Origin of the sequence: Pelagicoccus sp. SDUM812005 (assembly GCF_031127875.1) — a bacterium.
Taxonomy (GTDB): domain Bacteria; phylum Verrucomicrobiota; class Verrucomicrobiia; order Opitutales; family Opitutaceae; genus Pelagicoccus.
In genome coordinates this window covers 157588-171737 of record NZ_JARXIA010000005.1, presented here as the reverse complement: position 1 = coordinate 171737, position 14150 = coordinate 157588, and the positions used below count along the sequence as shown (strand labels likewise).

At 60.8% G+C, this 14150-nt stretch carries 13 protein-coding genes; 3 read left to right on the top strand and 10 right to left on the bottom strand.

Features of this window, described 5'->3' with window-relative positions; translation table 11 throughout:
• The first annotated feature begins 158 nt into the window (after positions 1 to 158).
• Positions 159 to 1544, top strand: a complete 1386-nt coding sequence (asnS, locus tag QEH57_RS08235) for an asparagine--tRNA ligase (RefSeq protein ID WP_309006236.1) — start codon at positions 159 to 161, stop codon at positions 1542 to 1544.
• Positions 1545 to 1586: 42 nt separating this feature from the next.
• Positions 1587 to 2480 carry an archaetidylserine decarboxylase gene (gene asd / locus QEH57_RS08230; RefSeq protein WP_309006235.1) on the top strand — a complete coding sequence of 298 codons (894 nt, stop codon included), beginning with the start codon at positions 1587 to 1589 and terminating at the stop codon, positions 2478 to 2480.
• 18 nt (positions 2481 to 2498) lie between these two features.
• Here the strand turns inward: asd and QEH57_RS08225 are convergent, their stop codons facing one another.
• From QEH57_RS08225 to QEH57_RS08180, 10 genes are all read right to left on the bottom strand, one after another.
• The gene (locus QEH57_RS08225) at positions 2499 to 3758 is read right to left on the bottom strand and encodes an anaerobic sulfatase maturase (protein WP_309006234.1); all 1260 of its coding nucleotides are present in this window, start codon (positions 3756 to 3758) and stop codon (positions 2499 to 2501) included.
• A gap of 102 nt (positions 3759 to 3860) precedes the next feature.
• A complete protein-coding gene (locus tag QEH57_RS08220; protein ID WP_309006233.1) occupies positions 3861 to 4835 on the bottom strand; it encodes a kelch repeat-containing protein in 975 nt (324 codons plus the stop codon).
• 101 nt (positions 4836 to 4936) lie between these two features.
• Positions 4937 to 6343: a four-carbon acid sugar kinase family protein gene (locus tag QEH57_RS08215; protein WP_309006232.1), complete on the bottom strand. Its 1407-nt coding sequence runs from the start codon at positions 6341 to 6343 to the stop codon at positions 4937 to 4939.
• Positions 6340 to 6732, bottom strand: a complete 393-nt coding sequence (locus QEH57_RS08210; RefSeq protein WP_309006231.1) for a VOC family protein — start codon at positions 6730 to 6732, stop codon at positions 6340 to 6342. The genes QEH57_RS08215 and QEH57_RS08210 overlap by 4 nt, the downstream gene beginning before the upstream one ends.
• 42 nt (positions 6733 to 6774) lie before the next feature.
• Complete coding sequence (locus tag QEH57_RS08205) at positions 6775 to 7812, bottom strand: Gfo/Idh/MocA family oxidoreductase (RefSeq protein WP_309006230.1); 1038 nt, start codon at positions 7810 to 7812, stop codon at positions 6775 to 6777.
• Positions 7809 to 9314, bottom strand: coding sequence for a tripartite tricarboxylate transporter permease (locus tag QEH57_RS08200; RefSeq protein WP_309006229.1), 1506 nt, complete (start codon positions 9312 to 9314; stop codon positions 7809 to 7811). Before QEH57_RS08200 ends, QEH57_RS08205 begins: the two co-directional genes overlap by 4 nt.
• A gap of 2 nt (positions 9315 to 9316) precedes the next feature.
• Positions 9317 to 9913, bottom strand: coding sequence for a hypothetical protein (locus QEH57_RS08195; protein WP_309006228.1), 597 nt, complete (start codon positions 9911 to 9913; stop codon positions 9317 to 9319).
• A gap of 23 nt (positions 9914 to 9936) precedes the next feature.
• Positions 9937 to 10968 carry a tripartite tricarboxylate transporter substrate binding protein gene (locus QEH57_RS08190; protein ID WP_309006227.1) on the bottom strand — a complete coding sequence of 344 codons (1032 nt, stop codon included), beginning with the start codon at positions 10966 to 10968 and terminating at the stop codon, positions 9937 to 9939.
• Between the two features lie 47 nt (positions 10969 to 11015).
• Entirely contained in the window at positions 11016 to 11642 is a 627-nt protein-coding gene (locus QEH57_RS08185; protein ID WP_309006226.1) for a cyclase family protein, read from the bottom strand.
• A 54-nt stretch (positions 11643 to 11696) separates the two neighbouring features.
• Entirely contained in the window at positions 11697 to 12749 is a 1053-nt protein-coding gene (locus QEH57_RS08180; protein ID WP_309006225.1) for an isocitrate/isopropylmalate dehydrogenase family protein, read from the bottom strand.
• A gap of 129 nt (positions 12750 to 12878) precedes the next feature.
• Here QEH57_RS08180 and QEH57_RS08175 point away from each other — a divergent pair, with 129 nt between their 5' ends.
• Entirely contained in the window at positions 12879 to 14021 is a 1143-nt protein-coding gene (locus QEH57_RS08175) for a DNA-binding transcriptional regulator (RefSeq protein WP_309006224.1), read from the top strand.
• The last annotated feature ends 129 nt before the right edge of the window (positions 14022 to 14150 follow it).

The window sequence follows — 14150 nt, the reverse complement described above, 5'->3', positions numbered from 1 at the left end:
AGAGATCGAATAGCCTGATTGAGGCTTGCTGGGAAACAGGTATGTTTCGAAAGCGTTGAGTCACTCGGGCGTGCTCTTTAGTCTAGGCTTCCTCGGTCGGGGAAGCTCCGCGCTACGGGTCTTGCATCTGCGGGGAAATTCGGTTCGCTTGGGGCCTTATGAAGCGATTGTTGATTGCCGATTTGATGAGGAGCGAGGGGGAGCGGAACGAGGTCCTCTTGCAGGGCTGGGTCCGTACTCGTCGCGATTCGAAGACCTTCTTCTTTTTGGAGGTGAACGACGGTTCCTGCCTCAAGTCCATGCAGGTGGTCGTCAATGAAGACGCGGAGGGCTACGCGGACTCGAAGGGCGTTACCACCGGGGCATCGGTTTCGGTGAAAGGGCGTCTCGTACGCTCGCAGGGCAAGGGGCAGATGTGGGAGATCCAAGCGGAATCGCTGGAACTGGTCGGCGGCGCGGACGAGAGTTTTCCGCTGCAAAAGAAGCGTCACTCCAACGAATACTTGCGAGAGATCGCCCACTTGCGCCCGCGTACCAACCTTTTTGGCGCTGTATTCAGAATCCGGAGCAAGCTGGCTTTCGCGATCCATCGCTTCTTCAACGATCGCCAGTTCTTTTACGTGCACACGCCGATCGTAACTGCTAGCGACTGCGAGGGGGCGGGGGAATTGTTTCGCGTTTCTACCTTGGACCCGAAATCGCCTCCGCTCACCGAGGACGGGGAGGTAGACTTCAAGGAGGACTTCTTCGGTCGAGCCGCTTACTTGACGGTGAGCGGACAGCTGGAAGGCGAGACTTATGCAACGGCCCTGGGGAACATCTACACCTTCGGTCCGACCTTTCGTGCTGAAAATTCCCATACGAGCCGCCATGCCAGCGAGTTTTGGATGATCGAGCCGGAGATGGCGTTTTGCGATCTCGCGGCGGATATGGACTTGGCGGAAGACTTCGTGAAGTCGGTCATCGCGGAGGTCATGGAGACCTGCGCGGAGGACTTGTCGTTGTTTTTCAACTTCGTGGACAAGGAGCTGAAGCAGCGTCTCGAGTTCGTGCTCTCGCGTCCCTTCCAGCGGGTTACGTATACCGAGGCGGTGGAGATTCTTTTGGCGTCGGGCAAGACGTTCGACAATCGGGTCGAGTGGGGCGTGAACCTGCAGTCGGAGCACGAGCGCTATTTGACGGAGGAGCATTTCAAGAGCCCGGTCACGGTGTACGATTATCCTAAGAACCTGAAGCCCTTCTACATGAGGGCTAATGACGACGGCAAGACGGTGGCGGCCATGGACGTGCTGGTGCCGGGGATCGGCGAAATCGTGGGCGGTAGCCAGCGCGAGGAACGCCTGGAGCTGCTGCTGGAGAACATGAAGGCCCATGGCATTTCCGAGGAAGACTACTGGTGGTACGTGGATCTGCGCCGCTACGGCAGCGTACCGCATGCCGGCTTCGGCCTCGGATTCGAGCGGCTGCTGATGTTCATCACGGGCGTCGGGAACATTCGCGACGTGATCCCGTATCCACGCGTGCCGGGCCATGCGGAGTTTTGAGGTGGAGGTCCGGAGTCGTTATTGACCACAGCAGAGAAACCGATGTCAGAAATTAGATTTTATAACCGCTACAGCGGACAGGAGGAAATAGAGGTGGTCTACGGCGAGGGCTTCCTTCGTTGGACTTACGAAACGACGATGGGCAAGATCGGCCTTTGGCTCTTGGCCAAGCGGGCGATCTTTTCGCATTGGTACGGCTGGCGGATGAACAAGCCGGTCAGCGCGGAGCGGATACGCCCGTTTATAAAGCAGTACGGGCTGGTAGAGGACGAGTTTCTCGATCCGGTAGAATCGTATTCAAGTTTCAACGACTTCTTCTATCGCAAACTCAAGGACTCTGCTCGCCCGTTGGTAAAGGGGGAGAAGGAAATCGCGTTGCCAGCGGATGCCCGGCATCTGGGAATTTCGAATCTTGGCGAAGTCGAGGGCTTGTTTGCCAAAGGGCAATTTTTCGACCTGAAGGCTCTCTTGGGCAGCGTGTCCTTGGCTGACACCTACCCGCGCGGCACGGCAGTGATCTCGCGGCTTTGTCCGGTGGATTACCATCGCTACCACTCGCCGGTCGCCGGCAAGATCGTGGAGCAGCGCTTGATCAACGGGCCGCTCTACAGCGTGAGCCCGATCGCCTTGCGGCAATCGATGGGCTACTTGTGGGAGAACAAGCGGGTGCTCACGGTGATCGAGACGCCGGACCTGGGGAAGGTTTGTTTCGTGGCGATCGGGGCAACCTGCGTGGGCTCCATTTTCATGACGGCTAAGGAAGGCGACACGGTGGAGAAGGGCGGCGAGCTCGGCTATTTCGCTTTTGGCGGTTCCTGCGTGATCACTTTGTTCGAGCGCGACCGTGTGCTGCTGGCGGCGGACTTGGCGGAAAACGGAGCCAAGCAGCTCGAAGTTTACGCCAAGGTGGGCGACTTGCTAGGGGTGGCGGTTTAAGTCGAGCGTGAGACGGCGCTACTTCATCGGCTTGTAGCCGGGGAGCTTTTTGTTGATGACGAGCTCCATGACCTCGGTTGCGGGGCGGCGGTTGCGGTTGAGGTGGGCCATGGCCCGCATGGGCGCGTCGATGTGGTTGAAGAATTTGCGGTAGCCTTTGCAAAGGTAGTGCAGGCCGGGCTGGCCGTCGGGCGTGTGCAGGAAGCGGTCCTTGGGGCAGCCGCCGTTGCAGGCGAAGCGGACTTCGCACCGCTTGCAGTAGTCGGGCAGGCTGTCGCGCTTGTTGAGGCCGAACTGCCGCTGCTTGGGCAGGCTGACGAGGTCGACGAGGGGCGTGTCCTTCAGGTTGCCGAGCTTGTATTGTGGATACACGAAGTGGTCGCAGGAGTAGAGGTCCCCGTTGTGCTCGATGGCGAGGGCGTCGCCGCAGGTTTCGGCGTGCACGCAAATGCCGCCAGGGGCTCCGATCCATTTGCTGAGGGCGGTTTCGAACATCTGGATGAAGATGGTGCCAACATCCTTTCGTATCCACTTATCGAATATCTTTATGTAGAAGTCGCCGAAGTCTTCGGGGAGAACGCTCCAGCCGAAGACGGGCAGCTTTTCGTCGTCGACGACGCCTTCTTCCGGAGCGGCGAGGTCGAGCCCCCATTGCTTGGCCTGCTGGCCGGGGCGACGTTCGACGATGGGGATGAACTGCTGGAAGTCGCTGCCGATGCCTTTGAGGAAGCGGTAGACTTCCAGCGGCTTCTTGGAGGTGACGCGGTTGAGGCAAGTGAGGGTGTTGAAGCGGACCTCGCCCTTTTGCAGGACTTCGATGCCGCGCATCACTTCGTCGAAGGTGGAGTTGCCTTTTTTGTCCACGCGGTTGGCATCGTGGATTTCCTTGGGGCCGTCGATGGAGACGCCGACGAGGAAGTCGTTTTCCTTGAGGAAGGCGGCCCATTCGTCGTCGAGCAGGGTGGCGTTGGTCTGGAAGGCGTTTTCGATGGTCTTGCCGTTGGCGTACTGTTTTTGCAGCTCCACGACCTTGCGGAAGAAATTGACGCCGAGCAGCGTGGGTTCGCCGCCTTGCCAGGCGAAGCTAACGTGTTGAGTGGGTTGGGCTTCGATGTACTGGCGGATGTAGTTTTCCAGAAGGTCGGGCGCCATGCGCCATTTGCCGTCGGTGTAGAGGGCTTCCTTTTCCAGGTAGAAGCAATACTTGCAGTCGAGATTGCAGATCGGCCCGATGGGCTTGGTCATCACGTGGAAAGGAGCTTTGGCGGTCGTCGGCATAGAGAGCAAATTCGAATAAGAAACCCCAGAGAGCATAGGATTGCTCAATCTGGGGCGATCAAAAAAGTTGGGCGGAGCGTTAGCCCGAGGGCGAGCGGGGCGCTATTTGAAGTGCTCGCAGCTGGCGGCTTCGATGTCGGTGAGCTCGGGTTTGCCGCCTCGGTTTCCGGAGCCGGAGGCGGTGTAGATCGTGCAGTCGATGATGGCGACGCCGGTGCCGTGGCGCCCGCGATTTAGGGAGGGCAGGGCGGTCCAGTCCTTCGCGTCGACGTCGTAGGCTTCAACTTCCGCGTGGGCGGTATCGCTATGGCCGGTTTCGCCGCCGATGACGATGACCTTGTGTCCGAAGGAGAAGGTGGTGTTGCCGGCTCGAGGGGTGGGCAGGTCCTTCCCGAGGGTGGTCCAGGTTTGGGTGGCGAAGTCGTAGACGTCGACGGCGGCGACGGTGCGGGAGAAGACTTCGTCGGTCTCGCGGGAGGTTTGGCGTCCGCCGGCGAGGTAGAGCTTTCCGTCGAGCACGGCGGATTGGAAGTGGTCGCGGGCGTGCGGGGCGTCGGGGAGCTGTTCCCACTCGCCGGTTTCCGGGTCGAAGGAATCGTGCCAAGGAATGAAGCCGCCCATGTGGCCGCGGGTGATGCCGGCGCTCAGGTAGATTTTTCCTTGGTAGAAGCTTACTCCGGCTCCGCCGCGGGCGCGGCCTTCGGGAATGGCAGGGCCCCAGCGCCATGCGTCTTTTTCGGGGTTGTAGATGAGGATCTTTTCGACGGGGGTCTCTCTGGGGTAGCGGCCGGTCATGGCTCCGACGACCCAAATTTCGCCCTTGTAGGCGAGGGGCTGGAAATGGTGGATCTCGATGGGGGAGGGGGCGCCTTGGGTCCACGTCTTGGTGGCGGGGTCGTAGATGCTGACGGGGTTGATGCGCCGGCCGCCTACTAGGTAGGCCTTGTCGGCGACGTCGATGAAACCGGCTTCGTGGCGGGCGACGGGTTCGCCGTTCGTCTGGAGGGTTTCCCATTCGGCGTGCGCGAAGGGGGCGAATGCCAGGAGCAGCAGGCTAGACTTCAGGAACTTTGTCATTGGATTTCGGGTACGGCTAAACGGTTGGAGCGGATTGCTCGTTGAATTCAGGGATGGGAGGATGGTGCATGCGAGCTGGGAGGACAAGCTACATCGTTGGCTTAGCGGACACGTTTCAGCTTGCGGTAGGCCTCGCAAAGGGAATCCGGTCCGCCGACGTTTCCGGGAAAGATGACGAGGTCGATTTCGGGAAACCGGGAGTCGTCGGCGGCTCGCCAGACGGGAACGCCGGGGACGAGCTGGCCGAGCACCTGGGCCTTGCGGATCCCGAGGGCGTCGGTGGCGATGGTGCTGGAGGTGATGCCGCCTTTTGCGATGACGAAGCCGGGGCTCTTCTTCAGGCTTTTAACCAGGGAAACGAGGGCGACGGCTACGCGTCCTCCGATGTCCAGGTTTTGTTCCTTGGCGTCGCTGAACACGAGCCCGCGACTGGTGTAGAGCACGACGTCGTCGCCTGCCGCGAGAGCGGATTCGAGGGAATCGCCGAGCGATTGCAGGTAGCGGTCGGGATCGGCGGACTTGAGCAGTTCGTTGACGTTGAGCTCGATGGCTTTGAGTTCGCCGAGCTCGAGGAGCTTGGCGAGTTGCTCGCTCGACTTGGGGACGTAGGAGCCGACGACGACCAGGCCGCCGCGTTCCTTGCTGTTGGAAATGAATTCGGGAAGGAGCGGGGGTGGCGGGCGGATGCCGAAACGAGCGGCGACGAAGGCGGCAGCGGTGCGGTACAGCACGTTGCGTCCGGAGTCTTCGAACCTGAGGGCTGCCGCGGCGAAGACTTCCATGTCTTTCTGGGCGCAGGCGTTGACGATGCAGGTGGAGCCCTTGGGCGCTTGTGTCAGAATTTCGAATACGCCGTCGGGGCCCTTGCTGCGAATGAGGTCGAGAGGGATGCTTATGACTTCGGTTGCAGGCGTTTCGCCGTGGGTCTTTTCTTCAACCCAGGTGGGGAGGTGCGAGGCCTTGTATCCAAAAACCTTATCTTCGGCGAAGGGGGTCTCGTGGCAGGGGATGAGCTTGCCTTGGTCGATGAGGTAGTGGGTGTCGTCGAGGGTGAGGCGTTGGCCCGCTTGGAAGAAGGGGGCGATGACGGTCAGGTCGAAGGGGCCGCGAAAGGCTGCGATGGTTTTCGATTCGGCGAGAAAGTGGCCGCGCAGGGTGGAGTCGCTGCGGCTCACGATGGTGTAGGGTTGCCCGTTGGCGGCCTCTTCCAGATTGGCTAGGATTTCGCGATGCAGCTCGATGGTACCAGTTTCGGTGAGAGCTCTGGAGTTGGTTAGGATGAAGAAGCCGAGGTTGGTTTCTTCGAAAGCCTCCCGCAGGGTTTGCGGGTCCCATTGGGTAACGACGGTGATGTCTTCGACGGTTTGGGTGCCGGTGGGGTCGTCATCCAGCACGACCACTTTTCGAGGCGACGAGCGCAAGGCCCGACGGATGCCGATGAGTGCTTCCTCGGGCCAAGGGGCTGGCAGCTGGGCGAGGACTTGTTCTGCGTCGGGGTAGTCGCTCATTTTCCGGTGAGTTCCCAAAGGCAGCCTGCGGTGGATTGGGCGTCGAGGAAGACGGCTTTCTTGCCTTTGGTGCCTTGATGCGGGGCGGGGGCGGTGGGCACGGGCGAGTCCTTCATGGAGGCTTCGACGTCGTCGACGTTGAGGCAAACGTGGTGCAGGCCGGCCCCGCCGTGGTCGGCGATCCATTGGTGCAGGGGATGGCCTTCGACGAGCGGCTCGACCAGCTGGAGCTGGGTGTTGCCGAGATCGAGGTGGGTGAGGCGCACGGCTCCGTCGTTGACGACTTCCGAGTAGAGCAAGGGGAAGCCCATGGTGTCGCGCCAGATCTTGAGGGCGGCTTCGGTGTCTTTGACGGCGATGGCGAAGTGGTCGAGTCCGTTGTGTTTCATGGCGATGGAGAAGGGGGTGGCGGCGCAGCCCGAGGAGCCGGCCTACAGTTTTACGACTTGGTTGGTTTTGTTGGATTGGTAGCAGGCTTCGACGAGGGCGACGGTTTTGAGGTAGTCCTCGCCGGTGCTTTCGAAGGGAGTGCCGTTTTGGATACAGTCGACGAAGTGGCGTTGCAGCGTGTAGACGCAGTCGCCGGCGAAGTTTCTCCGCACGTGCTTGTATTCGATTTCCTGTGGCGCTTCGCCGAGCTTCTTGAGGGTGAGGCTCCCGTCGAAGTCGAGCTCGATGTGTCCTTTGCTGCCGTCGACGCGTACGGTACCGAAGGTGTAGCGCGGGTCCTTGGCTTCGCTTTCGTTGTAGCGGCTGCCGTCGAGAATGGCGGTGCCGCCGTTTTTGAAGCCGACTATGACTTGGCCGGCGTCTTCGCCTTTGATGTCGGGGTTGCGTTGCTGGAGGCGCGCGTAGACGGATTCGACCTCACCGCCGAGGAAGCGGAAGGTATCGAGAAAGTGGACACCGGTTTCGTAGATGAGCAGGCGTGGGTAGTCGCGAAAGAAAGCTTGGCGGGCGAGGTAAGCGTCCTTGGGCCAGCCGTCGCCCATGCGCATGCGTACGGAGATGGAGAAGAGCTCGCCGATAGAGTCGGCGTCGAGCTGGCGTTTGATCTCGCGGTACCAAGGCTGCCAGCGCCAGTTTTCGTGCACGAGGAAGGGGACTTGCGCTGCGGCAGCGACGCGAACGATTTTCTCGCTCTCTTCCCGAGTGGGGGCGAGGGGCTTTTGGCAGATGATGGCGATGCCGCGTTTGGCAGCAAGCTCGACGACGTCGAGGTGGGTCTCGGGGGGAGTGATGATGTCGACGAAATCCGGTTTTTCGGTGTCGAACATCTTCTCCAGCTCGTCCCAGCCGTAGGCCTTGGGGATGCCGTATTGGTCGGCGACTTTTTGGGCCTTGTCCTGGGTGCGGTTGCAGCAGGCAACGATCTCGACCTCGGGTATTCGGGTCCAAGCTTCGTATTGGAATTGGCTGAAGTATCCAGCGCCTAGGCAGACGCCGCGTAGGGGAGAGGCGGAATTCATGAGGATGTTGTCTCGCTGGTAGCAGTATTTGGGCTACGGCGTTTGAAAAAGATTGAGACGAGTATTAGGATTACGAATACGATGGCGATGGGCCGAGTGAAGAACGGTAGGATGCTCCCGCCATGATCGATCAGCGCTCGGCGAAGGTTTTCTTCAGCCATGGGGCCGAGGATGATGCCGATGACGAGCGGAGCCACGGGGTAGCCTGTCTCTTCCATGGCCCATGCGATGAGTCCTAGTCCGAGCATGAGCCATACGTTGAAGAGGCTGAAGTCGAAGGCGTAGGAGCCGATGACGGTAAACATGGCGACGAAGCCCATCAGGATCGGCGGCGGCACGCGCAGAACATGCACGGAGATTCGGCTGACTAGGGAGCCGCAGGCGAGCATGGCGGCGGCGGCCCAGGTGAGGATGGCGCACATTTGGGGAATGAACTCCGGGTGTTGCTCAGGGAGCCGTGGGCCAGGCACGATGTGGTAGAGCATGATGGCGCTGAGCAGCATCATGGCTGGCGGGGAGCCGGGGACGCCGAGAGTCAGAAGGGGAATGAGGGCGCCGCCGATGCAGGCGTTGTTGGCGGTCTCGGCTGCGACGACGCCTTCGAGGCTGCCTTCCTTGTACTCGTCCGGATGTTTGCTGGTGCGCTTGGCAGTGTCGTAGGAGAGCCAAGCGGCAATGTCTTCTCCTACGCCCGGGATGGATCCGACTCCTACTCCGATGAGGCCGGAGCGGATGGTGACTTTGAGGTGTCGTTTAAGGTTTGAGAGCTTTGGCATCAAGGATCCGAGCTTGAGCGCGGGCGCGTCGGGCGCTTTGGGCTTCTGCATGGCGCGGATGATTTGCGGTATGGCGAAGGCTCCGAGGATGACGGGTATTGGCTTGATGCCGTCGGCAAGGGCAGGGAGATCGAAAGTGAAGCGTTGGAATCCGTGTATTGGATCCATGCCTACAGTCGCGAGCAGCATGCCGAAGAGCCCGGCCACCCAACCTTTGACGACGGTATCCGGAGCGGTGAGCGATCCACAGATCAGGACTCCGAAGAGGGCGAGAAGGAAGGTCTCCGTGGACTGGAACTGGAGCGCTAGCTTGGTGAGCAGGGGAATCAGCAGCAGCATCGCCAGTACGCCGAAGATGGTTCCGATGAAGGACATGACGGTGGCGGTGGCGATGGTTTCTCCCCCGCGACCGTTTTGGCAAAGGCGGTGGCCTTCGAGGGCGGTGGCGGCTCCGGCGGCGGTTCCTGGAATATTGAGCAAGATGGCTGGATGCGACCCGCCGTAGATAGCTCCAACGTAGACGCCCATAAGGGCGACCATGGCTGACTCGATCGGTAGGTCTAAGCTAAAGGTGACTGTCGTTAATAAAGCTATACCGAGGGTCGCGGTCAGGCCAGGGAGGGCTCCGAAGATGATTCCGAGCAGAACGGTGCCCATGAGCAGGGCGAAGTTCGTCGGGGTGACGATCAGGTATAGGTGCTGGAAAAAGTCCGAGAAAGCAGCCATTTCTAGGGAAGCGGTACGCGAAGCAGTTCAGAGAAGGTCCACGCCACGAGCACGGCGGCGACTAGGCTGCCAGCAGAGAGGACGGCGATGTAACGCAGGCTGGGGAACCTTCCGCTTGGGCGCAGGAACGCCAAAGCAAAGGCCAGGAGGAAGAGGGCGCTGCATAGTATGTAGTTCAGTCCGTTGGAATCGGCGAGCAGGTCGGTGGCCCCAATCCGTCGTAGCGGATAACTCAGGGAGGCGAAAGGCTGGAGTTGCAAAGCGAGCGCGTAGACCAGCAGGCTGCCCCAGGCCATGGCCCCGCGAGCTGCGTCGAGCGTGAGGATCGAGCTTTTCCAAAACGCGTTCAGGAAATTCGGCAGGCCGAGGTGGCCGCCTCGTTTTACGGCTTGGAAAATGATGGTTAGGGCGCAGGCGAGGAGGGCGCTGCCGATGAGCAGCGGCATGGCGGCAGGGGAGGCGTACCAGGGGTTGTCTACTCCGCCGTAAGTACCGCCGATCGGCATTTGCAGGGCGCCTGCTATGATTGCTCCGCCGAGCAGGCCGAGAGCGCCCCCAGTCAGGACGTCGAGCTTGCGAAGTGGTTTTTCCTCGATCATGGCAGCATGGAATACGGCATGGACTAAGGCCGGGCGATTCCCAGGTCGGCTGGGGATTTTACGGTGATTCCGAGTTCATGTAGTTTCCATGTCCATACGCGTTCCGCTTTGAGGGTCATGGCGAGCGACTCTTCTCCGTGGATTCCCATGAGATCGAGGAGTTGCTCGTCGCAGTAGGAAATGAGCTCCTTGTCTTGCATGATCTTTTCGAAGGCGGAGGTGATGCGAGCGAGTATATCAGTGGGGGTATCGGCTGGGAGCGCGAAGCCAAGGAATTGCCCGACCGGCAAGGCGGATAGGCCTGGGTAGTTGACGCCCGCTGCGGGGATGGTGCCGAAGCCATCGAGCTCCTTGGGGGCCATTTCCACCATAGCCAAGGGGCGGACGCGGCCGCCGCGGATCAGCTCGGCTTGCTCGGAAATGGAGGTTAGCACGACGTCGACTTCTTGGGTGAGCACTGCGAGTTGGCTCGGTTGGCTGCCTTTGTAGGGAATGAATTGGAACTGCACGCCTGCCGCTTCCTCGAGGGCGAGCAGCTTGGTGTGCCAGAGTCCGCCGGTGAGGCCTGCGGCCGCCTTGACGGACTTTGGGTTTGCCTTGAGCGCGGCGACGAGATCCTCCAGCGACTTGAATGGAGAATCGGGAGCGACGGAAATGACGCCGGGGGCTCCTGCAACCATGAAGTAGGCCCAATCTTTAGTAGTTGTTTCCGTGATACCGAGGACGGATGCAGGGATGACCGATTCGGAAAATCCGCCCCATTCGTATCCATCTCTTGGACGCGACCAAACGTGGTTTATCGCCGCGCCCCCTCGTCCGCCTGTGCGGTTGATGACGTTAACTTTGACGCCCAGCTCTGGCTCCATGGCTTGAGCGACCATGCGGCTGATGAGGTCCGTGCCGCCGCCTGCAGCTGCGAAGCAGGATATGGTTATCGGCTTGGTAGGCCAGCTATCGGTTTCTGCGGAATTCGAAGCGGGGCCGCAGCCAGAAAGAAACAGGGCTGCGGAGCTAAGGGTGAGGCCAGCGACGAGGCGGAAAAGGGTATTCTTCATAGTTTATGTAACGAGGCTTTATGACTTAGAGTGGGTGGTCTATGCGGTCAACAAGGGGTTGCGACGGCGCGGACGGGGCAGCCGTCTCCGGCTTGGAGCTTTAGGGGGAAGGCTTGGAAGTGGCAGCGGTCGCCGAGTTGGTCTAGGTTGCAAAGGCCTTCCACGATGGTGATTTGGGCGCCCAGTAAGGTTTTGTGGATACGGGTGACTTCGGGGAGATCGTTGACGTCGGCGACGGACGGGGGCTCCACGCCGAGGAGCTTGACCTTGCGCTCGACGCACCATTCGGCGAGTTCGTCGCTGATGCGCGGGAGTCCGTCGCGGTAGAGGGCGGTATTCTCCACGTGCTCGCTCCAGCCGGTGTGAAGGAGCAGGCAGCCTCCTGCTTCGAAGGTATCCTGCACGGGGCCGAGGTCGCTGGGGACGAGGAGTTGCTTGGGGGCGACGTTTTCGATGTGGGCGACCCAAGCTGGCCCGCAGAACAGCTCGAGCGGCATTTGGTCGATGGTGATGGGATGGGCGCCGAAGTGGATGGGGGCGTCCACGTGGGTGCCGGAGTGGGAGTAGAGTTCCCAAGTGGCGGCGTTCCACCCGTCGCGCTCGAGCAGGTATTTCGGACGCGCGTCGACTCCGCGCATTCCGGGGCGAACTGGGAGGGTGAGGTCGATGAGCATGGGGCGGGGGAAGGGTGGAAGGTCAAGAGGGAGCGAGCGAGGCCGCACCTGTCGTTAAAGGTTCTCGATGATTTTGTCGGTCATGGCGACGGTAGACATTTCCCCGCCGAGGTCGACTGTTCGATTTGCAGGATCGGAAAGGGTCTTTTCGACGGCGGCTTCGATTTGCTCCGCAGCGCTCACGGCGGCGGGGTCGCCGAGCCAGCGGAGCATGAGGGCGCCGGATAGGATGGTGGCGATCGGGTTGGCGATGCCTTTGCCGGCGATGGTTGGGCCGGAGCCGTGGGAGGGCTGGAAGAGACCGTACTTGTCTCCAATATCTCCCGACGGGGCCATGCCCATACCGCCGACGAGGCCGGCAGCGAGGTCGGAGAGGATGTCGCCGAACATGTTTTCGGTGACCATGACGTCGTAGCGGTACGGGTCCTGGACCAGGAAGAGGGCCATGGCGTCGACGTAGACGCATTCGGTTTCGACCTCCGGGTAGTCCTTGGCGACGCGTTCGAAGACGCGGCGGAAGAAGGCCATGGACTGGAGCACGTTTGCCTTGTCGACAAGGGCCAGTTTCTTGCGGCGGGTCATGGCCAGCTCGAAGGAGGCGCGGCAGATGCGCTCGGCTCCGGCTTCCGTTATCTTCATTGTATCCGTTTCGAAATTACGCCCTTGGGGACGCGGTTCGAGGCGGTCGGAGAAGAGGCCCTCGCAATTTTCCCGCATGAGCACGAAGTCGATGGTCTTGCCTTCGGGGACGCGTAGCGGGCTGTGGCAATTGTGGTAGAGCTTGATGGGGCGTACGCCTTGGTAGAGGTCGAGCTTCTCGCGCAGGTCGATCTGTGGAGTCATTTCTACGCCGTTGGACCAGCGAACGCTCGGCAGGCCCATAGCGCCGAGGAGCACGGCGTCGTAGGCCTTGATCGCTTCCAGGGTCGCCTCGGGGAGAGGGTCGCCGCTTTTGAGGTATTCGCCGGCGCCGACCGAAAAGTGCTCGAGCTCGAGGGTGAGTTCGGGGGAGTTTTGGCAGCACGCTTTGAGGACGGATTCGGTGGCGCCGATGACTTCGGGACCAATTCCGTCGCCGGGGAGGACAGCTATCTTGTAGGAGGGCATGGCGTGGGAGAGTAGCGCTGGGTCCAAAAATCAGCAATGTGCATTTGCTTAATTAATCGGAGGAAATGCGGCAGAGCAGGCTTGTGTTTTTCGGCGGGTTGCCGGAGCGTAGCCGCTGCTGTTTTGCCTATGCCCCAAAAACGTTCCCGCATCGCTCTCTTGATCGAAACCTCCAACGTGTACGGCCGCGAGCTGCTGCGCGGGATTCACTCCTGGGCTGGGGCCAACGACGCGAACTGGTCCTTTCGGCTGGTGGAGCAGGGGCGCGGCGCGGTGGCGCCGGATTGGCTGGAGGGCTGGGAAGGGGACGGGATTATTGCCCGCGTGGAAAACGAGCGGATCGGATCGGCTTTGCAAAGCTTGGGGGTGCCGGTGGTGGACGTGAGCGCCGGCTTGGAGCAGCCGTTGTTCCCGCGCGTGGTGACGAACAGCGAGGAAGTGATCCGCTTGGCGATCGAGCATTTCAAGGAGTTGGGCATTGTGGACTTCGCGTTTTGCGGGGACCGGAGCTTTCATTGGTCGCGGGTGCGGGAGCAGCACTTTAGCAGCATTTTGGAGAGCGAGGGCAAGCGGCCTTTGGTGCGATCTTCGCGTGCCAGCAAACCGGATACGGAGATCGGTCGGCTGGCGAAGTGGCTGAAGACCTTGCCGCCGCGTACGGGGGTGTTGGCTTGCTACGACATTCGCGGGCAGGAGGTGCTGGAGGCGGCTCGGGAGGCGGGCTTGCGGGCGCCGGACGACTTGGCGGTTTTGGGAATCCACAACGACGAGATCCTGTGCGAGCTGTGCGATCCACCGCTTTCGAGCGTGATTCCCAACGCTCGCTTGGCTGGATACGAGGCGGCGGCGGTGCTGCGCAAGGTGATGACGGGCGAGCGGGTGGAAATGGTGAAGCGTATTTCTCCGGTTGGGATCGCCAAGCGCCAGTCCACGGACTTGGTGGCGATCGACGATCCGAAGATTTCGGCGGCTGTGACCTTTATCCAGAAGCATGCCTGCCAAGGGATTTCCGTGCAGGACGTCTTGGCCAAGGTGCCGATGGCTCGTACCCAGCTCGAGCGGCAGTTTCGCAAGTTCCTGGGGCGTACGCCCCGCGAGCAGATCGAGCGGGTGCGCATGGAGCGGGTGAAGGAACTGCTGGTACGCAGCTCCCTGCCGATCAGCGCCATCGCGGAAAGCGCGGGCTACGAGTATCCAGAATACCTGACAGTCGCCTTCAAGCGGATTTTCGGCGAAAGCCCGCGCGATTATCGCTCGCGAGAGCAACGCTGAAGCACTCGTTGGTTCTTTTGCGGATTTCGATGCAAAAATACAGATTAATTGAGCAAATAAACATTTCGAGCCATCGCCATCCGCGCTATGATGGGCGGTGAGTTTTTGTCCGATCCGGCGCTGTCGTTA